The 21,312-nt window shown below is 39.3% G+C and carries 24 protein-coding genes; 11 read left to right on the forward strand and 13 right to left on the reverse strand.

The window, feature by feature from the left end; translation table 11 throughout:
- The first annotated feature begins 51 nt into the window (after positions 1 to 51).
- A complete protein-coding gene (locus BQ5796_RS08450) occupies positions 52 to 780 on the forward strand; it encodes an MOSC domain-containing protein (RefSeq protein ID WP_071459837.1) in 729 nt (242 codons plus the stop codon).
- A 32-nt stretch (positions 781 to 812) separates the two neighbouring features.
- Here the strand turns inward: BQ5796_RS08450 and BQ5796_RS08455 are convergent, their stop codons facing one another.
- On the reverse strand, positions 813 to 1,319 hold the full coding sequence (locus BQ5796_RS08455; RefSeq protein ID WP_071459838.1) for a metallophosphoesterase family protein: 507 nt from the start codon (positions 1,317 to 1,319) through the stop codon (positions 813 to 815).
- Between the two features lie 120 nt (positions 1,320 to 1,439).
- On the reverse strand, positions 1,440 to 2,267 hold the full coding sequence (ku, locus tag BQ5796_RS08460) for a non-homologous end joining protein Ku (protein ID WP_071459839.1): 828 nt from the start codon (positions 2,265 to 2,267) through the stop codon (positions 1,440 to 1,442).
- A gap of 128 nt (positions 2,268 to 2,395) precedes the next feature.
- Here ku and BQ5796_RS08465 point away from each other — a divergent pair, with 128 nt between their 5' ends.
- A complete protein-coding gene (locus BQ5796_RS08465; protein ID WP_071461213.1) occupies positions 2,396 to 4,225 on the forward strand; it encodes a DNA ligase D in 1,830 nt (609 codons plus the stop codon).
- Between the two features lie 67 nt (positions 4,226 to 4,292).
- Here BQ5796_RS08465 and dapF read toward each other — a convergent pair whose 3' ends face one another.
- The 5 genes from dapF to BQ5796_RS18415 all read right to left on the reverse strand — a co-directional run bounded on the left by dapF (position 4,293) and on the right by BQ5796_RS18415 (position 8,963).
- Positions 4,293 to 5,267, reverse strand: coding sequence for a diaminopimelate epimerase (dapF, locus tag BQ5796_RS08470; RefSeq protein WP_071459840.1), 975 nt, complete (start codon positions 5,265 to 5,267; stop codon positions 4,293 to 4,295).
- A 92-nt stretch (positions 5,268 to 5,359) separates the two neighbouring features.
- Positions 5,360 to 5,935, reverse strand: a complete 576-nt coding sequence (locus BQ5796_RS08475; RefSeq protein ID WP_071459841.1) for a TlpA disulfide reductase family protein — start codon at positions 5,933 to 5,935, stop codon at positions 5,360 to 5,362.
- 82 nt (positions 5,936 to 6,017) lie between these two features.
- Positions 6,018 to 6,794, reverse strand: coding sequence for a hypothetical protein (locus BQ5796_RS08480; RefSeq protein WP_071459842.1), 777 nt, complete (start codon positions 6,792 to 6,794; stop codon positions 6,018 to 6,020).
- A gap of 112 nt (positions 6,795 to 6,906) precedes the next feature.
- Complete coding sequence (locus tag BQ5796_RS08485; RefSeq protein WP_071459843.1) at positions 6,907 to 8,289, reverse strand: S8 family serine peptidase; 1,383 nt, start codon at positions 8,287 to 8,289, stop codon at positions 6,907 to 6,909.
- Between the two features lie 377 nt (positions 8,290 to 8,666).
- On the reverse strand, positions 8,667 to 8,963 hold the full coding sequence (locus BQ5796_RS18415) for a DUF4870 domain-containing protein (protein ID WP_346190285.1): 297 nt from the start codon (positions 8,961 to 8,963) through the stop codon (positions 8,667 to 8,669).
- Positions 8,964 to 9,105: 142 nt separating this feature from the next.
- On the opposite strand from BQ5796_RS18415, the gene BQ5796_RS08495 reads away from it, so the two are divergent.
- From BQ5796_RS08495 to BQ5796_RS08510, 4 genes are all read left to right on the forward strand, one after another.
- Positions 9,106 to 10,422, forward strand: a complete 1,317-nt coding sequence (locus tag BQ5796_RS08495; protein ID WP_071458948.1) for an IS1380 family transposase — start codon at positions 9,106 to 9,108, stop codon at positions 10,420 to 10,422.
- Between the two features lie 402 nt (positions 10,423 to 10,824).
- On the forward strand, positions 10,825 to 11,961 hold the full coding sequence (locus tag BQ5796_RS08500) for an amidohydrolase (protein WP_071461215.1): 1,137 nt from the start codon (positions 10,825 to 10,827) through the stop codon (positions 11,959 to 11,961).
- 269 nt (positions 11,962 to 12,230) lie between these two features.
- Positions 12,231 to 12,794, forward strand: a complete 564-nt coding sequence (locus BQ5796_RS08505) for a GNAT family N-acetyltransferase (protein ID WP_071459844.1) — start codon at positions 12,231 to 12,233, stop codon at positions 12,792 to 12,794.
- Between the two features lie 137 nt (positions 12,795 to 12,931).
- On the forward strand, positions 12,932 to 14,293 hold the full coding sequence (locus tag BQ5796_RS08510) for an MATE family efflux transporter (RefSeq protein WP_071459845.1): 1,362 nt from the start codon (positions 12,932 to 12,934) through the stop codon (positions 14,291 to 14,293).
- Between the two features lie 51 nt (positions 14,294 to 14,344).
- On the opposite strand, the gene BQ5796_RS08515 is transcribed toward BQ5796_RS08510, so the two are convergent.
- Positions 14,345 to 15,112 (reverse strand): SDR family oxidoreductase, encoded by a 768-nt coding sequence (locus tag BQ5796_RS08515; RefSeq protein WP_071459846.1) that lies wholly within the window; start codon positions 15,110 to 15,112, stop codon positions 14,345 to 14,347.
- A gap of 164 nt (positions 15,113 to 15,276) precedes the next feature.
- On the opposite strand from BQ5796_RS08515, the gene BQ5796_RS08520 reads away from it, so the two are divergent.
- From BQ5796_RS08520 to BQ5796_RS08535, 4 genes are read left to right on the forward strand one after another with little or no spacing between them, the layout of a single operon-like run.
- Positions 15,277 to 15,519, forward strand: a complete 243-nt coding sequence (locus BQ5796_RS08520; protein WP_071459847.1) for a spore germination protein — start codon at positions 15,277 to 15,279, stop codon at positions 15,517 to 15,519.
- Between the two features lie 17 nt (positions 15,520 to 15,536).
- Positions 15,537 to 15,779: a spore germination protein gene (locus BQ5796_RS08525; protein ID WP_071461216.1), complete on the forward strand. Its 243-nt coding sequence runs from the start codon at positions 15,537 to 15,539 to the stop codon at positions 15,777 to 15,779.
- Positions 15,780 to 15,811: 32 nt separating this feature from the next.
- Positions 15,812 to 16,288 (forward strand): Hsp20/alpha crystallin family protein, encoded by a 477-nt coding sequence (locus BQ5796_RS08530; protein ID WP_071459848.1) that lies wholly within the window; start codon positions 15,812 to 15,814, stop codon positions 16,286 to 16,288.
- A 24-nt stretch (positions 16,289 to 16,312) separates the two neighbouring features.
- Positions 16,313 to 16,789 carry an Hsp20/alpha crystallin family protein gene (locus BQ5796_RS08535; RefSeq protein ID WP_071459849.1) on the forward strand — a complete coding sequence of 159 codons (477 nt, stop codon included), beginning with the start codon at positions 16,313 to 16,315 and terminating at the stop codon, positions 16,787 to 16,789.
- 46 nt (positions 16,790 to 16,835) lie between these two features.
- On the opposite strand, the gene BQ5796_RS08540 is transcribed toward BQ5796_RS08535, so the two are convergent.
- The 5 genes from BQ5796_RS08540 to BQ5796_RS08560 all read right to left on the reverse strand — a co-directional run bounded on the left by BQ5796_RS08540 (position 16,836) and on the right by BQ5796_RS08560 (position 20,752).
- Positions 16,836 to 17,312 (reverse strand): FixH family protein, encoded by a 477-nt coding sequence (locus BQ5796_RS08540; protein ID WP_071459850.1) that lies wholly within the window; start codon positions 17,310 to 17,312, stop codon positions 16,836 to 16,838.
- A gap of 26 nt (positions 17,313 to 17,338) precedes the next feature.
- Positions 17,339 to 18,736, reverse strand: a complete 1,398-nt coding sequence (locus BQ5796_RS08545; RefSeq protein WP_071459851.1) for a sensor histidine kinase — start codon at positions 18,734 to 18,736, stop codon at positions 17,339 to 17,341.
- On the reverse strand, positions 18,733 to 19,413 hold the full coding sequence (locus tag BQ5796_RS08550) for a response regulator transcription factor (protein ID WP_071459852.1): 681 nt from the start codon (positions 19,411 to 19,413) through the stop codon (positions 18,733 to 18,735). The genes BQ5796_RS08545 and BQ5796_RS08550 overlap by 4 nt, the downstream gene beginning before the upstream one ends.
- Positions 19,410 to 20,387, reverse strand: coding sequence for a YncE family protein (locus tag BQ5796_RS08555; RefSeq protein WP_071459853.1), 978 nt, complete (start codon positions 20,385 to 20,387; stop codon positions 19,410 to 19,412). Before BQ5796_RS08555 ends, BQ5796_RS08550 begins: the two co-directional genes overlap by 4 nt.
- Before the next feature lie 92 nt (positions 20,388 to 20,479).
- On the reverse strand, positions 20,480 to 20,752 hold the full coding sequence (locus tag BQ5796_RS08560) for a hypothetical protein (RefSeq protein ID WP_234969325.1): 273 nt from the start codon (positions 20,750 to 20,752) through the stop codon (positions 20,480 to 20,482).
- 99 nt (positions 20,753 to 20,851) lie between these two features.
- On the opposite strand from BQ5796_RS08560, the gene BQ5796_RS08565 reads away from it, so the two are divergent.
- Entirely contained in the window at positions 20,852 to 21,091 is a 240-nt protein-coding gene (locus tag BQ5796_RS08565) for a DNA alkylation repair protein (protein WP_071459854.1), read from the forward strand.
- Positions 21,092 to 21,312 lie beyond the last annotated feature (221 nt).

The raw sequence follows: 21,312 nt of genomic DNA on the forward strand, positions 1-21,312 counted from the left end.
AAAACAGAATTAATTCCGAATTCTAGCAATTAAAGAATGGGGGCAGCCACATTGCTTATTGGACATGTAGAAGAGATCGTCCGTCACCCTGTAAAGTCTTTTCGTGGCGAAAAAGTAGAAGCAACCAATGTAATGAGCTATGGTCTTTATGGTGATCGGAGCCATGCTTTTTCTGATAGAACAAGACCCGGAAAGTTTCTGACCATTACTCAGTTTCCCGAGATGGTACTTTACAGTGCAAAATTCAACGGAGAGGAAAGCATGGATAGATTCCCACCAGTCGAAGTAAAAACTCCATCGAATGAAGTGCTCAATTGGGGAGACAGTCGTCTTACAGAAGAAATAGCTTCAAAAGGAGAACGAGAGATTGAGCCTATCACGTTCGATCCTGCCGCTGTTCCTCTTGGTGCTATTGAAGAAGAGCATATATTAATTGTAACGGATGCATCGATGGAAAAATTGAAATCCTTGAGTGCTAATGCCAATTTAGACTATCAGCGTTTTAGACCAAACCTCTACCTTGCCCTAAATGATAAAGATCCTTTTATTGAAGAGAGCTGGTTTGGAAAAAAGCTGAAAATAGGAGATGCTGTCGTTCTTAGACTAATCAGGCATTGCGAACGCTGCATGATCGTTACTGTTGATCCTATGACGGCTCACACTGATCCTTCTCTCCTTCAGACATTAGTCAGAAAAAGAAATAATCATTTTGGGGTGTATGCAGGAGTCTTAAAAACAGGTAAAATCCGGACAGGCGATCCGGTATACCTAATCGACTGACAATATGCAGGAGAGCCGCCAGCTTTCCTGCATTATTTTCCATCTTCCACTTTTGAAAAAAAGACATGCTCCGCTATTAATTCTTCTCCAATCGTGAAAATACCGAAAGAAAAATCTTTTTGCCTTCGCTTGTCAGTGGGAGAACCAGGATTAAAAAGCAACGTCCCTTCAATATATTGAAGGGAAGGTATATGCGAGTGCCCAAAAATGATTGCATCTACATCATCTCCTTTAAAAGCTTCAACTGCTCTTTGCTTCGTCGACCTCCCCTTGCCATGCCCATGTATAATCCCAATACGCTTCCCCTCTACCTCGAGGATTTCCTTTTCCTTTAAGTATCTCCTAAGTTCTGGCGAGTCAACATTTCCCATAACTCCGACAAGAGGAGCAAGTTGGTGAATTTCTTTATAAACCTCAACTGTTTGCCAATCACCCGCGTGGATGATTAACGAAGCATCTTCTATTTCGCGCTTAATCACCTTTGAAAGCACTCTCCCTCTTTTGGGCAAGTGGGTATCAGACAGAATGACTATTTTCATCCTCGCACCTCCTATTGAAATATTCCCTTGTTTTATTTTTTAAACTCATCAAAAATAGATTACGAAAAATGGGAGAGGCGGAACGGAATAGAATCCACGAATGCTCGTGGATTCCTTTTCTCACGCTTCTTTTTTAGCAGCAGTCGTCCGCTTTCTTTTCGCCGGTTGCTTTTTCGGTTTTGTCCTATCGATTGATGCTTGTAGGGCTGCCATTAAGTCTGTCACATTTGACACAGGTTCTCTATCTGCAACTGAAACAATTTCTTTGCCGCTCCGCTTCGCTTCTATCAGCTCCATTAATGATGCTCTGTAATCATCACGGTATTTTCTTGGCTCAAATTCAGCAGTAAGTTGATCAATAAGAAGAATGGCCGTATCCAATTCCTTTTGGGTAACTTTATCATCCGGAGGCACATTGGGTATATCAGCAGTTTTGCGCACTTCATCAGGAAAATGGATGGTTTCCATAACCAACGTGTTTTCATATACCCTGATCACCGCAAGCTGTTCTTTGGCACGAATAATAATCTTTGCGATACCGACTTTTTTCGATTCTTGAAGCGCTTTTCTTAAAAGAGAGTAAGCTTTTCCTCCCCCTTCATTAGGAGACATATAATATCCTTTATTAAAATAGATAGGATCAATCTCTTCCATATTGACAAAATCGATGATTTCTACTGCCTTTTCTTCATTTTCTTTTCGCAAATTTTCTAATTCTTTATTGTCTAGCACAACAAATTTCCCTTTAGTATATTCATAAGCCTTTACAATGTCCTCAGCTTTGATTTCCCGGTCACACGCTGGACAAACCTTTTCGTATTTCAATGGAGTATGGCACTCTTTATGCAGTGTCCGCAGCTTGATATCCTTATCTTCCGTTGCTGCATGCAGCTTTATTGGAATGTTGACAAGTCCAAAACTGATACTTCCCTTCCACATGGTATGCATGATAATTCCACCTTTTTTCTTTATCTTGTGATGCTGACAGTTAAACATTCCTTTTAAGATTTCCCAATGTATCATTTGTATCATTGTGAATCTTTTAGTGAAAAACTATGCTAAAAGGAATGAAAAAAATGAAACCAATGCTTCCTACATTAACATTTGACCCGCCAATAGGCGAGAACTGGCGTTACGAAACAAAATTTGATGGCTACAGAGCTTTGCTTGATGTAGGAAAGGACATCACACTAACAAGCAGAAATGGAAAATCTTTAAAAAGTATTTTCCCGGAAATTCACCAATATCTTGATACACTTTCCCTTAAGTTGAAAAATACCCTACCCATTCGCCTTGATTGTGAACTTGTTCTGCTGGAAAACAACTACAAGTCAGATTTTTCCGCTTTGCAGGTAAGAGGAAGAATGCGTTCTCCTTCTAAAATTAAAGAAATGGCAGAGAGAAGTCCATGCAGTCTTATCGCTTTTGATTTATTGATGATAAAAGGAAAGGATCTTAGGTTTTTTCCATATTCTCAGAGAAGGAAAAAATTAGAATTGCTTCTTGACTCTCTTGGCTTGCCAAAACATCTAAATGTGGATCATCCAGGTTTGTTAAAAATCGTTCAATCAACAGATCAATTCGATTCATTATGGGAATCTGTCGTGTCCCATAATGGAGAAGGAATCGTTGCAAAAACACAGGATAGCATATGGCAGGAGGGCAAGCGCAGCAACCATTGGTTAAAGCTCAAAAACTGGAAGTATGTTTCTTGTTTTTTAACCGGATACGAAAAATCTAATGGTTACTTCTATGTTTCTGTCTTTGATGAAAAGGAAATCATCCAAATCGGCCATGTGTTGTTCGGTTTTAAACCAGAAGAGAAGGCCGCGCTTCTAGAAACAATGAAGAAAAACAAATCCTCAGAGGATGCTCGATTTATTACAACCCTTCCAGGTATTTGCCTAGAAATAAAGTACCTGGAACTTTATGAAGGAGAACTGCGTGAACCTCATTTTCACCAATTTCGTTTTGATCTCGAGCCTAAAGATTGTACTTTTCATCAATTCAAGGTTCAGCAAAGGAATTTGCCGCCAGGTATTGAAATAACCCATCCGGAGAAAATTCTATGGAAGGATCCTAAGGTTACAAAGCAGGAGTATATCCAATATCTTCATGACGTTTCAGGCTATATGCTCCCTTTTTTAAAAAATCGGCATTTAACCGTGATACGCTATCCCCACGGAACTATGGGAGAAGCCTTCTATCAAAAAAACAAACCAGATTACGCACCAGAATTTGTTCCATCATCCGAATGGGAAGGAATCCAATACTTAATATGTAATGATTTAAAAACGTTAATGTGGCTTGGAAATCAAATAGCGTTGGAATTTCATATTCCTTTTCAGACAATTGGAAAAGACTGCCCAGATGAAATAGTCTTTGATCTAGACCCTCCATCAAGAGATTACTTTCATTTGGCAGTAAAGGCCTCGTTAATAATCAAGGAAGCCCTTGACGGACTACGATTAGAAGCTTTTATTAAGACATCAGGAAACAAAGGTTTGCAAATTTACATTCCTCTTCCTAATGGAAAATATAGCTATGAAGAGACTAGGCTATTTACAGCCTTTGTTGCCCAATACCTTGTTTCGAAGGACCCAGACAGTTTTACAGTTGAAAGATTGAAGAAAAATCGCAAAAACAGACTCTATGTTGACTATGTCCAGCATGCAGCAGGAAAAACAATCATTTGCCCTTATTCACCTAGGGGAAGCGATAGAGCAAATATAGCAGCTCCGTTATATTGGGATGAGGTAAACGAAACTCTCTCCAGCGACAAGTACAAGCTTCCAACAATGATGGAACGCTTAAAAAAGATAGGATGCCCTTTTAAAACATACTTCGAAGCAAAAGATCGCCAGGATTTCGAAGCTGTTTTCAAGTTTTTAAAACAAAAAAAATGATGCGGTTTTTTCCGCATCATTTTGGGTTGGGGGCTTGGATTCGCTCCTTAGCAGAAAGTTTACATCCTTAAGCTTCTGCGATTACCCTTTCGGCTATTTCCTGTATTTTATTGTATCGCTCCTGCTCCTTCAATTCCTTCTTCTCCTGCAATAAGACAGAACCGCCGGATATATCGACATCAACCAACGCTTTGTATAAGTATGTCGCGTTTCCAATTAAATCAATGGAGTAGTTTCCCCCAGATCGATGTACTACGCAACGAACCATTCCACCTGGATTGTATACTTCGATGCTCTTTTCAAAGTCATTTCCCGCAGTAAGACACGTTACGAGACTTGCTGCTGACATCGCTGTACCGCATGCATTCGTAAATCCGACTCCTCGTTCGTAAGTCCTGACAAATATTCTATTTTTCCCTAACAACCTGATAAAGCTTACATTGACTCCATCAGGAAAAAAAGGATTTTTACCGTTTACTTTTTCGCTCAACTCCCATTGCAAGTCAGAATCCAAGTCTACTTGATCCACCATAGCGGCAAGGTGTGGATTCGGAACAGCAAGCGCAGTAAATTCAAGTTGTTCTGACAACTCTGGGATTTTGTCCTTAATAAGTTCCTTTTTATTCAACACAAGCGGTAAATCTTCCAACTGAAAGGAAACAGGTGAAATCTCTACAGAATAAGTCGGTATACCTTCCAATATATCTTCGTCTTTATGCACACGAAGGTCTGCTTTCATCGTCTCTATTAAGGCTTCTGTTATTCCTAGCTGTTCACATACATAGCGCCCGGCACATCTTAAACCATTTCCACACATGGATGCTTCTGATCCATCACTGTTAAAAACCCTCATCCGCGCCTCCGCTCGGTCACTCTTTAAAATATATAGGACACCGTCGGCACCTAAAGCACCTTTCCTGTTACATAAAAGCTCTGCCAGTTTACCTCTAAATATTTCATGTATTTCCAGATTACCTTTTGTCTCATCAATCAACAAAAAATCATTTCCAGAACCATGGCATTTAATAATTTCTATTTTCATTCTAGACTCCTCCAACCACTTTTTATACTAAAAGCTGCCATAACCTAAAGCCAATGTACAAGATTCTAATAGAAAGAAACACTTAGCATAAACTATGGTAGTTTCTTCATTTCCCTCTCCATAAAGCTTCTATTCATTCCCCCGATGGACTTGCTGCGGATTACTCCTTTAGAATCAATGAAATATGTGGTAGGATAGGCCATGATTTCATACATGCTTGATACTTCCCCTTCCTTGTCCAAAGGAACAGTAAAAGTCAAACCGTACTCTTTCACAAACGCTTCTACATGTTGGAGTTTCTTCTCGCTATGTGCCATATTGACCGCTAAAATTACATACCCATTTTCTTTCTGATCTTTAAACATTTCTTCCATTTCTGGCATTTCTGCTCTGCATGGCTTGCACCATGATGCCCAAAAATTCAGCAACACTTTCTTTCCTTTATAATCACTTAATGCAACTGTTTTTCCATCTAAATCTGTCAGTTGGAAGTCAGGGGCTTTATTCCCTTTCTCCAACCCTTCTATTATTGACTTTATATCCTTGATTTCTTCGTACTTCCCTGCTTCTCCAGCTCTCTTTATCATGCCCTCTTCCTTTAGCATGGTTTTGTCGACAATGAAAAGCACTGCAAGAAGAATTCCTACTATTAAAATGAATTTTTTCATCACTTTCCTCCTGTACACTCCCTCCTGTTCATTGTAACTTTTCCTCGTTTACTTGACCATAGAAACGTTCCTTGCCAGAAGCTCAATGGTTGAAATAGCAATATTCGACCGTCAGCACCGCGAGCATAAAAAGCCTATTCTTCCGATTCGCGCCTGCATCAAAACTAAGAATTGGAGTGTTAGGCCGAAATAAGTGGTTCCACCCCGATTTCATCCAACCCGTTTGATATTGAGAAAGCACAAATCCGTTTTCCTTTTTCAAACGTAAATCGGTATACATTTTGGACCCAGAGGACAAGGAGGCAATCTCCCTTTCCGGAAGCATCAACCCTCTTTTTAACGTACCATCATATCGTGCTATAAGATTTCCTTTGTCATCAAAAACTTTTGCTTTTTTTTCCCATACAGTTATCCTGGCATTCATTACTCCTTGCTGATCTAGTAGAAAAAAATCTTTCTTTAAACGTTTATCCATAAAATCCGGAAAAATCCATCTCCAAGCTTTTTCTCTTGACTCCTTGATTTCCCCTACCATTATTCCCTCGGGAGAAAATAATAGCAGTTTCAGTGCTTGAGCTGGAGCAAAAGCTACTACCAGATGCTCTGTATCCAAAATATCAGATTTATTATCTATACTGCAATTCTCTGAACTGGTGAAAGCGATTTGTGATTTATTCAATAAATACCCTTGAAACTGCCAAAAGGAAAAGAATAAATAGGGCCCTGCAGCAAGTCCAAATGGTACTCTGATGGACAAAATTAAACAGAAACCGAGAATGGCAGCCATAATAGTAAGGGAGAGAATAACGGAATTTAAGTAAGAAGATGCGCAATGCAAATAGTATTGTCGGATGCTCATTTAGGTTATCGTCCTTTATTTGAATTCTACTATAGTATATTAATCCTTCTAGAAATCATGCTGAAAAACAGAATAAGGAGTACAGTCGTTGATGACCATACTCCTCATTTTCTTATTTTAAGGCACTTACTGCATTAATCAGTCCAAACCCGGATTTCTCATCATATCCCTTCTTGAACACATCTTTTGAAGAAGATTGAAGGATATGCTTGACTTGAGCTGGTGATAACTGGTCTTTCCCATGCTTTGCTATGATGACACCCGCCAATGCAGCAGTCTTTGGTGCCGCCATCGAAGTGCCAATATAATATGCGTATCCATGACCTGTTACATTTCCTGCGGCATCCACAACAGGTACAGTACTTAAACTCATGTAAGAATTGTCTCCACCTTTTTTAGTTACAGGATCATAATTAGGCCCTCTGTCTCCTCCCGGTGCCATTACATCAATTTTTCCAACGCCGTAGTTCGAGTAGTATGCGAGATTCTCGAGCTTACCGCCTGAAGAAACCCTAATTAACTGTTGACTGCTAGGACTACGATGTGTTGCTCCTTTATCATCTCCTGACAATTTCCCTGGAGAGCTAATATCAACACCGTTATTACCTGCAGATCCAACAACCGTTACGCCTTTTTTAATGGCATACTGAATGGCCCTATTGAAAAGATGAACATCTGCTACCACATCTTTTGTCGCAAACTCTGGATTCTGGAACCAGTCATATCCTCCAAGGGACATATTTACCACATCGACATTGTCATCTGCAGCTGTTCTTAATGCATCAGCAATATGAGAGGTCTCGGCACCACCAGACGGACCAAAAACACGATAAGCGGCAACTTTTAATTCAGGGCCGACACCCATCACCCTTCCTTTTCCAGCAATGGATCCTGCTACATGCGTCCCATGGCCGTCCTGATCCATTGCATCTGGGTAACCTGGAACAAAAGACTTACCATAAGCGTAGTTTTCTTTAATATCTGGATGGTGGTAATCTATTCCCGTATCAATGACACCGATTACAATGTCTTTACCGTTGGTAGATTTTCCAGTTCCGCCTTTCATTTCCCATGACTTTCCCTCATCCGTTACTTGTTTGATATCCCATTGATACTTCTCATAAAGGTCTGATGAGGAAGTTGCGCTTCCTTCCACTGTTAAAGCCTCAGAATCAGCAGGCTTCTCAGGATAGACAATATGCTGGTTCCCTGCTGCCATAACAGAGGTTGATTTTTCGATGTCTTTCAAGAAATTAGGGTTAGAAGACACTACTTCAGCAGCTCCAAGATTTCTTAGCGCAGATTCAACCTTTCCCCCTGCAGACTTGATTTCCTTTTCATAATTAGCTGGTAAATTTCCCTTATCTTTAAAAACAACTATGTACTTTTTTTCTGTAGATGCTAACGCTTTTTCTGTTGGATAACTTCCTGCGAATACCGTTGCTGCTCCCAAAGCGAAGGCAAAGGTACCAGCAATAAATTTTTTACTCATCATTAGAACAACCCCCTTCATCGTTATGTTTTCATTATATTCTAAATATTTAAATTTTCAATTATTTTTTCTGCCTCGCTTCAGTATTAAATGTTTCTTAAGACCCTAGTAGGAGAAGTGATTTGTTCAGTTTTGATATTCCTCTCTAGCTATCCTCCTAAAGAAATGGATTTTTTATCCTTTTTTCAGACGAATAGTGTCGAATTTTTCATTCTAAGGCACTAACAAACAAAAAAAAACCGCTGCTCGGCTCGCGAGCTAACGGTGATCTTCTATCTACCATTTTTCCATTATTAAAAGTGCTGTTTGTGCATTTATTATGGAATAATTACTTAACTGAAGCTAAGAAGTAGATTCACAGATTCATTTGCAGTTCTTTCCTAAAGCAGTCTAAAGATGAATGGGAATCTGTAGTGTTCGCCGCTGTATGCTTTTACTGCTGCAATAATAGTAAAAACCATTGCCATGATACCTAGCAGCCATAATAAAACTACCCCGAGAAGCACAATGATTAAAATGAAAGAAACTAGTCCATACACACTGTAGGAAATAAAGAAATTAAAATATTCTCTTCCATGATAATCAATAAATTCTGATTCATCCTTCTTTAAAAGCCAAATGATGAGCGGGCCAAAGAATGCAGTAAAAAAACTGATAATATATCCTAGATTATTCACCGATATATATAAAATCCCACAGAAAAGCCGACTTGTTGGCTTTTCTGTGGGATTCTCTTTTTCACTTAAAAGATGAAAAAAGAATCCATTTCTGTTATGGTTATTGCGACTAAACACCAACCAACTAGAAAGGATTCTTCTAATGGCTACTTTATCGCAAAACACTCTACATTTCAACCGTTCCATTAAATTGTCTAATGATGGTGGTGCGCTTTCTTCTGACACTGGAGAATTCATTTTTCGTGAGTTTGATGAAAAAATCAGTTTCTCACAAACGATTTCAAAACATCTCCAATTAAAAGATGAACGCACGTATTGCTTCCATACGAATGAACATTTACTTCGTCAAAAAATCTATCAGCTGATCGCTGGCTATCATGAGGATGATGCAGCGGACCGTTTAACACATGATCCGGTTTTCACACAGGTTCTTGGCAAATCTGCACTCGCTTCTCAACCGTCCTTATCACGATTTTTTAAGCGCTTTGACACGGAAGCACTAAACCAACTTCAATCAGCCAATCAGGAACTGCTTGACCGGGTTCATCATGCTCGACAATCGAAGACACTTATTTTCGACCTGGATTCCACACATGCCGATACATACGGAAACCAAGAAAATTCTTCCTACAACGCGCATTATTCTACAACAGGCTTTCATCCACTAGTCGCATTTGATGGGCTAACAGGTGATTTCTTGAAAGCGCAATTGCGCCCGGGAAACGTTTATACTTCCAATGGTGTTGTAGATTTTATGCGCCCACTCATCGAGCACTATAACGAAGTTTTCCCCGAAAAATCTTATCTAGTCCGTGGCGATAGTGGCTTCGCGGTGCCTGGTCTATATGAATTATGCGAAAAGGAATCGGTTTACTATATCATTCGTCTAAAAGCGAACGCCAAGTTAAAAGCACTTGCGGAAGAACTACACCCAGCACATGAAATTCATGATGTGTCCGTGACAGAAAGCTATGTAGAGGAGTCCATTTACCAAGCATCTTCTTGGTCAAAGCCTCGTCGTATTATCATTCAGTCCATTCGCCCTGCTGGTGAATTGTTATTTTCACATGCCTTTTTTGTGACGAGTCTGGGTGAAGCCTTTTCGCCCCAAGCGATTGTTACATCTTATCAACAGCGGGGCACAATGGAGAATTTCATCAAAGAAGCGAAAGATGGCTTTGGTTTTGATCAGATGAAAAGCCATGATTTTCTGATCAATGAAGCTCGGATGATGTTGAGTCTGCTTGCCTATAACTTCACGAACTGGTTACGGACATTCAGTTTTCCGACCAAGTATAAGGGCATTCAAATCCAAACGATTCGTACCCGGCTAATCAAAGTGGCAAGTAAGTTGGTGAAATCCGGACGCTCGCTATATTTTAAAATGTCCTCGAGTTTTGTGTATGAACGCTTTTTTTGGGACGTACTCACCCGAGTGCAACAACTAAAATTTGAATAAATACCCTTTTAAAATAAATCGAACCTGCACCAAGGGAGAAGTCTGTCCAAAAATCGGTTTCCTCCCAAGAATCGTTTTAAATTTCCTGTCATTCGATTATTTTCTCCGTAAAAATTCACCTAAACTTTAAAAATTTCATTAAATACCCAGAATTTCAGATCACGGTGAATAATTCAGGTATATAAGCCTGCAGCCAATACTTTTTCTTCATTGCTCGGCATTAGTATTACCTCCCTCTATATTCCTTTCCTTATCTTACGGAATTCCCCTCAAAAAGATTCATTTTCCAAGGAAGGAATACTTATATTTTTGTTGTTCTGTCCCTTTTTGTAACGAATAAACTATATTACCATTTTATAAGGAGGAAGGGTAAAGCGAGAATTGCTGTTTACCCGTATTAGAATGACATCAATCCTGCTAAAGAATGCTTATGTTTTCCCGATTACCGACATCCCCGCTCTGGAATCCGACGTCCTAGTGGCGGACGGAAAAATAATTAAAATAGGCAAATCACTACCTTTACAAGAAGGAGCGTCCCTCATTGACTGCTCAGGAAAATACTTATTTCCTGGATTCATTGATGTACATACTCATCTTGGTCTTTATGATGAAGGCACAGGCTGGGCCGGGAATGATGCGAACGAAACAATAGAACCGTTAAGCCCACATGTGAGAGCATTGGATGGAGTATACCCACTCGACCCGGCTTTTTCGGATGCCTTAAAAGCAGGAATCACAACGGTGCATGTCATGCCTGGAAGCGCAAATGTAATCGGGGGAACTACTTCCGTCATAAAAACCGCAGGTAAAAATGTCGGCAAGATGATTGTGCGAGAGACTGCCGGCTTAAAAATCGCCCTTGGAGAAAACCCTAAGAGGATACACAGTCAAGGAAATAAAGATAGCATTACAAGAATGGGCATCATGGGCATGCTTAGAGAAGTCTTTTACGAGGCAAAATACGCAGATGACCCGACACGGCTACGCATTGCATCAATCGCTAAGGCATTAAAGCGGGAAATACCTGTGAGAGTTCATGCTCATAGAGCAGATGATATCATTTCCAGCATTCGATTCGCAGAGGAATTTGATTTAGATTTACGAATTGAACATTGTACGGAAGGACATTTAGTATCAGAAGAGCTTTCAGGAAGAGGTTTAAAAGTATCGATTGGCCCTACGCTTACAAGAAGATCAAAGGTCGAACTAAAAAATAAAAGCTGGTCTACGTACAAAGAACTAGATGAAAAAGGTGTGGAAGTTTCCATTACCACTGACCACCCCTATGTTCCGGTTCAATATTTGAATATTTGTGCCGCAATTGCAGTTAGGGAAGGAATGAATGAAAAATCTGCGATTGAGGGGATTACGATAAGGCCTGCACGAAATCTTGGCATCGACAATTTGGTAGGCAGTATTCAACCCGGAAAAGACGCTGACCTCGTTCTTTGGAGCCATTTTCCCTTTCATTACTCCGCAAAGCCAGTATGGACGATGATCAATGGACAAATGTTTTTTCACAACGGAAGAATATTGTAGAAATTTAGCGGAATATCACTGAAAAATTTCCGTTAAAACCTATTTTCTTTTGTTTGATTTTTTAGTATGATTTCTATGAAAAACTCAAAAGAAAAATTTCATATTTAATGTAATGAGGGAAGGCAAATGGTGCGCCACCAGTATCCTGGTTCTAGTGGGTTCGATTCCCACCCCGAAATTTTTTAGCAATTTCACAAAAAATTTCGAGGGTGGTTTGGAGATGATAAGTCTGCCAAAAAAACGAACTGCCCTGTATAGGAGGCTACTGCATGCTCAAAAAACGTGATCTTAGTGATAGCCACGCTTTGTATGAGCTTTTAAAGCACCCCGATGTCTTCCCTTTTGTCCGTGATAAAGCATATTCTTATGACGAATATGTATTTATGACAAAAAAGACAATCGAAGCAGAGGAACGTGGTGAGCTTATTTCTAGAACGATTACAGATGACTGGGGTGCTCCAATCGGGACAATTAACTTATATGATACCAAGGAGAATGCGGGGTTCTTGGGTACATGGATTGGAAAGCCATATCATGGAAAAGGATACAATACGATAGCAAAAGCTGCTTTTTTTCAAGAACTATTTTATGAAAAAGGTATTGAAACGATTTTTATGAGGATCAGGAAGAAAAACATCAGATCCATAAAGGCTGCGCAAAAACTTCCCTATATCATGAAAGCCAATGACTCACGCCCTAACTTGTACGTTGAGATTAATAAAAATGAAGAGATTTATGATCTTTTTGAAGTATCCCGTGATCAGTATACCTTGTATTCTAGAAGGGAAATCGCAAATAATGAAGACATTGCAACAGAACTGCGTGAAGCATAATGGAAACCAGCACCATTCGAAAGGATGGTGCTGGAATATTTTAGTTGACATAACATTATTATGACTGATTCAACCGCTGTAAAGCATGTGCTATAATCAAGGAACAAAAATGCAGTAAACATTTGAGGTAATTATTAATGAAGGAAACTTTCAATCAATACGAAAAAACGAAACAATTACTTACTATTTTATTCCCAATTCTAATCACTCAGTTGTCTATGTATGCGATGAATTTCTTTGATACAATGATGTCAGGCCATTATAGCTCCGTAGACCTTGCTGGTGTTGCGGTTGGTTCATCGCTTTGGGTCCCTGTATACACAGGACTTAGCGGCATTCTCATTGCTGTTACCCCTATCGTTTCACAATTTATAGGTGGGTCAAAAGAAGAAGATGTCGCCTTTACAGTTATTCAGGCTGCTTATCTAGCAGTATTTATGGCATTAGTTACCATTGTTGTAGGTGGTTTTGCTATCACCCCTATTGTATCTAGCATGAGTCTGGAAAAAGAGGTTGAGATTGTTGCACATGATTATTTAGTAGCACTAGGGATAGGGATTTTTCCACTATTTCTTGTTCATGTACTGCGAAACTTCATGGATGCATTAGGCAAGACACAAGTAACCATGATGGTAATGTTATCCGCCTTTCCGATTAATGCATTCTTAAATTATGTATTTATTTACGGGAAATTAGGGTTACCTGACTTTGGTGGAGTTGGCGCTGGCTACGCATCTGCTATCACTTATTGGATACTTCTAATGATTACAATTGGAATAATCCTCCGTAAACGTCCTTTTTCCGTATACCGTATTTTTGACAAATTATTTCGCATCTCCTTTCTTGAATGGAAAGAACTTTTAGTTATTGGAGTTCCGATTGGCTTTGCCATTTTCTTTGAAACAAGTATTTTTGCTGCGGTCACTCTTTTCATGAGTGGTTACGATACGGTTACAATTGCTTCACACCAAGCAGCTTTGAACTTTGCTTCTTTTCTTTATATGGTTCCCTTGAGTATTTCTATGGCATTAACGATTGTTGTCGGCTTTGAGGCAGGAGCAAAAAGATATCGCGATGCTATACAGTACAGCATCATAGGAATATCGATTGCTGTAGGAATGGCAATACTTTGCGGTTTAGGATTATTCGTATTTCGTGAGCAGATAGCTGGAATATACAGTGGAGATGAAAAAGTAATTCAATTAACAGCCCAATTTCTTGTTTATGCTTTGTTCTTTCAGCTTTCAGATGCTATCCAGGCCCCAGTACAAGGTGCATTAAGAGGATACAAAGATGTTAACATCACTTTTTTGATGGCGTTTATTTCCTATTGGATCATTGGCTTGCCAGTTGGTTACTTACTAGCTCAAATGACTGTGCTTGGTGCAATCGGCTTTTGGGTTGGACTGATTGCAGGCCTTGCTGTTGGAGCAACTACTTTGCTGATTAGGTTATTATTCATCCAGAAAAAAAAACTAGGTGAACACCATAGCATCTGAAAGAAAAACCCAGCTTCCACTCAGAAAAGCTGGATTTTCCATTGTATTTTGTTATCTTGCTTTACCTAATACATCCTTTCCTCCGGTAACAGGAATAATTCCTCCAGTTAAGAAATCAGATTTTTCATCAGCAAGAAAAGAAATGACCCGTGCGATATCTTCGCCAGTTCCTGGTCTGCCAACTGGCGATGCTTTATCGATTTCATTAACAGCAGAAGCAATATCTTTTTCCTTCCACTGTGAAACAATATCGCCGGGACATACCATATTAGAAGTGATTCCATGATCGGCTTCTTCTAAGGCGACGGTTCGTGTTAATGATGCCAGTCCTGCTTTTGCCGCAGCAAAAGCAGATCGATAAATCCAGCCCGGAACAGTTTCCACCCGATCATATCCAATCGTGATAACACGCCCCCATCTTTGTTCTCTCATGATTGGCAAAAGCATGCTTGATAAATAGAACATGCTGTTCAAATTTCCATCTATTAAATATTTCCATTCCTCAAGGGAATATTCCCCCATCCTTTTTCGTTCATGAATATAGGGCCCTGCATTGTGAACAAAAATTTCAATCGAACCAAACTCCTCCAATGCCTGTTCTACAAGTTTGCTGCAGTTATTGTATATGGATACGTCTCCAGCCAATGCAATATTTCTCGTTCCATAGCTTTCGGTTAGATTTCTTGCAAGAAGCAGGGCTTCTTCTTCACTTTTTCTGTAGTTAATCACCGTATTTACTCCTGCTTTAGCAAAGCTGTAAGCAATTTGTTTTCCAATTCCGGTTGATCCCCCGGTTATTAACGCTGTTTTCTTAGCCACAACCGATACCCCGCACTTCCTATTAATATTAATACTAACTTAATAGTAATAAGAACATCATGCATATGCAAATCATAACAGTCAGCAAAGAAGCAGGAAAATTACTTAACATTTGGGCATAAAGCTGCATAGTATAATACATCAATGGTTGAGGGAGTGAGAGGATGCATACGGTCATCAATATTTATAGCCTCAAAATCAACAACATTTCTAATAATGGATCACTGAATATCGGGGATTCGCTCCATAATTCACCTACCGCTAATACAAAGTCACAGGGTCAAAATGCTTCGTACGGTGATTATGCCCCTCCGACAGCTGCAATGGAAAATGTTTTCATTGATCCGGATTTGAATGACCAGGGTGACATTGCAGATCCGTCTAACGTTAACTCCATTCAATTTTAGGAAAGTTTGTGATGGTAATGCCTATACAAATAAATTTGTTTAACTTTAAATCAAATGGAATGAATAATAATGCCAATATTGATATTGGTCCGACCGTTCATAACAGTCATACATCGAACTCTAAATTAATAGGAACCAATGCTGCTTTTGGAGACTTTTCACCTGCTTTTGCTTGCTCTGCCAATGCATTCGGAGACCCTGATGTAAGCGACCAAGATCAAATTTTTAACCCTTCCATGCCTGTCACTACACAGCTTTGATGCTCCATTTATGAAAGGAGAGGAAGAAAGCTATGTTTCCTTGGAGCATGCTCCCAAACAATAAAGACATGCAAAAATTGTTCGGTAACATGAAATCTGGTGATGTCGAGAAATATATTCAGGATTTATTCGGTAAAATGTTTAATGAGAATATGGAAGGCGTAATGAACCCAAACGAATGGATGAAAGCTGTTCAACCCCTTCAACAAAACAGTCGGGGTGACACTCAGCACAAGGGAGCTTCCGTATTTGAAACGCATGATTACGTGTATATCCGATTGAATTTAGAACACGAAAATAGCCTAAAGGACATGAAAATATTTCATACATCTAATAAGGCCATAATAGAGAACCTTCCTCAAATAGGAGAGAAATTAAGCATTACTCTTCCTTCCCTTGTTAAAAAAAAAGGAGCATCAGCTGTGCATAAGGATGGTGTACTAGAAATCCGGATACCTAAGGCAGTGGATATGCAATTTTCCGAGGTGGATGTGAAGAATGATAGATAAAGCATTCCAAAAGGGGGTTAAAACGTGGAAGTAGAAAAACTGAAAAATTGGCTGGATCTAACAAAGCAGTATGCCACTGAAAGCTTCTGGAAAGAGGTTTTGCAGCAGCAAAACAATCGTTCGAATACATCCGCTCATTCCAATCAACCACAAGATCGCTTTCCGCATTGCGATCTTTATGAATCTAACGGATATCTTTATGTTCAAGCTGAATTGCCTGGAATACAGGTAGAAAATATTCAAATCATTCTTCAGGGAAAAAGTCTCATTCTAAAAGGACATTATGCAACGCTTAAACCGACAATTAAATACTATTTAAAAGAACGGCCTGACAAGGAATTTGAACGGATTATCCGACTTCCTTATAAAGTACACAGGCAGAGTATTGAAACAAACATTCAAAACGGGCTGCTAACTGTCCTGCTACCTATTTTACCCGAAGAGGAGGCAGTACCAATTACCCTCAATCTTCATCAGCAAAATGAGGCAAAACCATATTAGAGGTTATCCAGTGTAGAAAAAGCTCCGAAAAACGGAGCTTTTCCCATTAATGTTCATGTTTTGTGCTATCATGTTCCATCTTATTACTGTTAGAATCCATATTTTTATTGGATTTCTCTGGTTCACTTGGCTTTCCGATGACAAATTCCTTCTTCGGCATATTATGCATGTCCATGGCAGTTACATGAGAAATGACATAATAAGTTCCCTCTTCTTTAAAGGTTTTTGTTAAAGTGAACTTACCTTTTCCATTATTCTTGGGAGTAAGCTTTTCATGACTGTCATCTTGAGAGCGCCAAATTTCGAATTGAATGTCTTCTGGATTCTCCACTTTTTTATCTCCATAAGTGACAGTTGCTTCAAAATTCACTTCTTCACCTGGCTGAGGAGAATCTGGTGTAACAGCCAGCTGTACATCTAGAAATTGTGGAACCTCTTCACTCTTGTCTTTTGCTTTTTCACCACTGCAACTGCTTAAGACGAAACCTAGCGCAATTAAGCAGATAATCATCGTTTTTCTCATTATTTCCCCTCCGTCGTTCCTTCACACTAAATAACCGGGAAGATCACTCTGATGATCGTCCCTTCCCCTACCGTGCTTTCTATTTCCATTTTGCCACCATGAAGACGAACAAGTTTCTCCGTAATATACAAACCAAGTCCGGTTCCTCCATCAGCTCTTGATCTTGCTTTATTAACGCGATAAAAGCGCCTTGTTATCTTATTTAAATGCCCAGGAGGGATACCAATTCCGGTATCCGCAACCTGCAATAAACACCCATAAGGGTGCTTCGTTAAAGATAAATTAATGGATCCTCCTACATCAGTATAACGAACCGCATTGTCCATGATATTTTGGAGAATCTGTTCAATTCTTGCATCATCACCATTTACAATGATATCAGGATCTAACACCTTCTGGAAAGAAATTTGCTTTTCCTCCATCAATGGTAAATACTTTTGCGAGAAATCTTCCATTAATTGAGCCAAAGGGAAAGGATGTTTTTCAAGAGTATATTGTCCCCCGTCCATTTTAGAGAGGTCGAGCAAATCAGCGACAAGTTTCACCATACGGGTGGCCTCTCGATTGATGAGTCCCAAATATTTTTTCTGTTCTGCTTCAGGCTTTATAATTTCTGAAACTAATGCCTCACTATAACCTTTTATATAGCTAATAGGAGTCCTAAGTTCATGTGATACATCTGCAAGGAAGTCACGCTTTCTCTCATCCTCTTCTTCGATTGACCGTGCCATTGCATTAAAGGCTTCCGAAAGTCGACCCACTTCATCATTTGAATATATTTTCACTCTAGCCGAATAATCCCCTTGTGAAACATGTTCTGCTGCCCTTTTCATATCCACTAATGGCTTTGTCAATTTCTCCGTCATTTTGAATCCCAGGAAAACAGCAATAATGATAAAAGAAGCTCCACCAAGCAACCATAAGAAAGAGAAGTCGTAAGTAAGCTCTGAAATTCTTGCAAGGGGTACATAAAGGTAAATAATTCCTTCTAACCTATCCTTATCCAGCAACGGAATAATAACAGCGACAATTTCTCTATCAAATCTCTCCTCGAACCCCTTCTTTGTTACAGATTTTCCAGAGAGAAGCTTCTCTCTTTCTTTTGGACCTACTAGCGTCTGATAATCTATGTCAAAGGGAAGGCAAGCACTCAATTCTCTAGGGTTGTTTACAATAAAGACTTCAGATTCCGACTTTTTGTTGTACCAAAAGATTCGGTCTTTTAATTCCTTTGTTAAAGCACCACCCTGATAGTCTGCTGCAAGCCGATTCCCTTCCTCTAATAATGCTCTTTCTTCCTGATCTACATAGAGCTTCTCATAAAAGAGATAAGATAAAAGAAAGGAATAAAAAATCGTAATTAAAATGGAAGCTGTAATGGTTAGCCACAGCTTTTTAAAGAGGCTGTTGGCAAGAAACCTCATGTTCCCTGCACCTCAAATTTATAGCCAACTCCCCAAATCGTCTGGATATAATCGCCTGTACCAAGCTTCATCCTTAATGTCTTAATATGAGTATCAACTGTTCTCAGACTTCCATGATAGTCCATTCCCCAAACGTGTTCTAAAAGCTGCTCTCTGCTAAGCGCCTGAGATTGATGATCAACGAAAAAATTCAAAAGTTCAAACTCCTTAAGCGTCAGTGGAATCACTTCCCCTTCCACTAATACCCTTCGTGCTTTCTTTTCGATAGTGATTTTTCCGACCTTCATGACTTCTTCTTCCAGCTTAACAGGCATAGCTCTCCTTAAGACCGCTGAAATTCTTGCGACAAGTTCTCCTGGACTGAATGGTTTTACTATGTAGTCATCACCGCCTAACTGCAAGCCCTTTACTTTATCCCATTCCTCTCCTTTTGCAGAAAGGAAAATGATTGGTACTTGAGAGAAGGAACGAATTTTTTCACATACAGCATAGCCATCCTCATAGGGCATCATTATATCAAGAATGATAAGGTCGATTATATTATCGTGGATAATTTTATAGGCCTCCGCTCCGCTTTCTGCCTGATAGCATTTGAATCCTGAATTCTCAAGATACATTTCTAGCAGGTGCCTCATATCCTCCTCGTCGTCAATGATTAGCACATGGAATGTACTCACGGCATATTCTCTCCTTTGATTATTTGAAATGGGCCTTTCCCCACTTTTATTCTCTTATAAATTTCAAGTCCCTCTGGGTCAACGAGGTAAACATCATCGCTATCATACCCTGCCACTACGAGCATATCTCCCACTGTCTCCACTTCAAATGGGTTGGCTCCAATCCTTAAAGAACCCAATCGCTTCCCATTTCCATTGAATTTGTACAGCATACTTGATCCATGGCTTAATACAAAGAAGTGATGCGAAAAATATGAGAAGTTCACTGGCATTTCAGGGGCATTAATTTGTCTTGTCAATTCTCCGCTATCAATTTTGTACACATGGATTGTTTTTTCCATAATGGATCCTTCTCCATGACCACCTATCCATATTTCGTTTTTTTCTTCGTTTAATATTGCACCAGCCGCAGCGGAATGTATTGGTACAGATTTAATATACTCTCCCTGTTGAAGATTGATGATGTGAAGCATGCTTCCATGGAAGCTAATCGTAAACAGTTTACTTCCATCCTTAGATTGAAGTAATGTAAACGGCGAAGCAGACAATGTTATCGACTTCTCTTTTTTACCCTTATACGTATAGAAATCAAGACTATTATTGGAATCGTTCGAAAAGACGATTCCTTTTTTTCCATCTATTAACAATGCATCTACAAAGCCCTTACCAGTATTCCAGCTTTGTATTTTTTTCCCCTTTTTAAGGGAAAATAAGTCTACCTCTTTTAGTGATTTTCCATAGAGCAGCAAAGTATCTCCATCAGGAAGGAAAATTCCGCCATTGTAAGGTTTATCTACTTTCCAGTCTGCAATTTTCTTCCCCTTATTTACATCGATAAATGTCACAGTCATATCTTTTATATTAACTGTTGAAATGACAGAGGAACTATACTTCACGGAAGCAAAATCCCTGGATGAACACCCCCCTGTCAGAACTGTCAGTATTAAAATGACGAGTGTCAATAAAGGTTTCATCTTATTTCCCCTTTTATCCCCATATACCCCATTTTATTATAAACTTTAATTATGATGAAAATATGAAAACTATAAGCAAAGGAAATTCTTTATTACTGTTTCAGTTTTTCAGCAATTTCTACATATACGCTAATAAGCTGAATTTTATCCTTTTCCTTGAGAGGTGAATCTAATAATCGTTTTACCGCTTGATAAAATTTTTCTTGCATTGTCTGCCTTACTCTTGGATGGGTATTTTCATCCTTAAGTTCGCGCAGAATCGCTTCCTTGAGGGTATGTTCTTCATCATCACAACAAATCAATGATCTGCTATTCCATAATTTACGATATATATCCAATAACCGCTGATATTCCAGTTTTTCCAAAATGACTACCCCCTTTAATTCCTGTTGTTATTTTGTCATAAAATTGCTGACAATAGCAAAGAATACTCCTATGTTTGTAAATAAGGAGGTATTTTGTGGATGGGTGTTCCCTATAGATGTCCGAATTGCAGGACAAACAGAAGCAGATTCAACATCATTAAACAAGTACCACGTGCTGTCAAGCTTGATCCCGAAACTGGGACAGTCATGGAAGAGTACACCACAGAACAACTTAGTCCATTACATTTTACTTACAAAGGACCTGAAGTAAAAATCCAATGTGGTGTCTGCGGATTAATTGAAGAAGAACGAACCTTTGCAAAGTTCGGTGAGAAATAAGAAAAGGAAAGGCTTGGGATCGCGGCTTCAAGCCTCTCCTTACATTCTCATATATGCTGTTACGCACAAAGCAAATATCCTCCTTATCAGCTTTCTCCCCTTCCACATGATAGCCAAGAAAAAGTTTTCGCATTGAAAACAAGTATGATGCTATGCGCCAAAAATAAAAGAACCGATTTAAGCTTGCCGGTTCTCCATCTATAACACTAAATTATTAGTAA

The sequence above is a fragment of the Bacillus massilinigeriensis genome (assembly GCF_900111815.1).
Taxonomy (GTDB): Bacteria; Bacillota; Bacilli; order Bacillales; family Cytobacillaceae; genus Mesobacillus_C; species Mesobacillus_C mediterraneensis.

Coding starts and splice junctions, on each gene's coding strand:
- BQ5796_RS08555 (WP_071459853.1), bottom strand. CDS start 20,387: ATGAAACCTTTATTGACACTCGTCATTTTAATACTGACAGTTCTGACA.
- BQ5796_RS08510 (WP_071459845.1), top strand. CDS start 12,932: ATGAAGGAAACTTTCAATCAATACGAAAAAACGAAACAATTACTTACT.
- BQ5796_RS08505 (WP_071459844.1), top strand. CDS start 12,231: ATGCTCAAAAAACGTGATCTTAGTGATAGCCACGCTTTGTATGAGCTT.
- BQ5796_RS08520 (WP_071459847.1), top strand. CDS start 15,277: ATGCATACGGTCATCAATATTTATAGCCTCAAAATCAACAACATTTCT.
- BQ5796_RS08540 (WP_071459850.1), bottom strand. CDS start 17,312: ATGAGAAAAACGATGATTATCTGCTTAATTGCGCTAGGTTTCGTCTTA.
- BQ5796_RS08530 (WP_071459848.1), top strand. CDS start 15,812: ATGTTTCCTTGGAGCATGCTCCCAAACAATAAAGACATGCAAAAATTG.
- BQ5796_RS08525 (WP_071461216.1), top strand. CDS start 15,537: ATGCCTATACAAATAAATTTGTTTAACTTTAAATCAAATGGAATGAAT.
- BQ5796_RS08500 (WP_071461215.1), top strand. CDS start 10,825: ATGACATCAATCCTGCTAAAGAATGCTTATGTTTTCCCGATTACCGAC.
- ku (WP_071459839.1), bottom strand. CDS start 2,267: ATGCATACCATGTGGAAGGGAAGTATCAGTTTTGGACTTGTCAACATT.
- BQ5796_RS08495 (WP_071458948.1), top strand. CDS start 9,106: ATGGCTACTTTATCGCAAAACACTCTACATTTCAACCGTTCCATTAAA.
- dapF (WP_071459840.1), bottom strand. CDS start 5,267: ATGAAAATAGAAATTATTAAATGCCATGGTTCTGGAAATGATTTTTTG.
- BQ5796_RS08480 (WP_071459842.1), bottom strand. CDS start 6,794: ATGAGCATCCGACAATACTATTTGCATTGCGCATCTTCTTACTTAAAT.
- BQ5796_RS08465 (WP_071461213.1), top strand. CDS start 2,396: ATGAAACCAATGCTTCCTACATTAACATTTGACCCGCCAATAGGCGAG.
- BQ5796_RS08565 (WP_071459854.1), top strand. CDS start 20,852: ATGGGTGTTCCCTATAGATGTCCGAATTGCAGGACAAACAGAAGCAGA.
- BQ5796_RS08485 (WP_071459843.1), bottom strand. CDS start 8,289: ATGATGAGTAAAAAATTTATTGCTGGTACCTTTGCCTTCGCTTTGGGA.
- BQ5796_RS08455 (WP_071459838.1), bottom strand. CDS start 1,319: ATGAAAATAGTCATTCTGTCTGATACCCACTTGCCCAAAAGAGGGAGA.
- BQ5796_RS08545 (WP_071459851.1), bottom strand. CDS start 18,736: ATGAGGTTTCTTGCCAACAGCCTCTTTAAAAAGCTGTGGCTAACCATT.
- BQ5796_RS08475 (WP_071459841.1), bottom strand. CDS start 5,935: ATGAAAAAATTCATTTTAATAGTAGGAATTCTTCTTGCAGTGCTTTTC.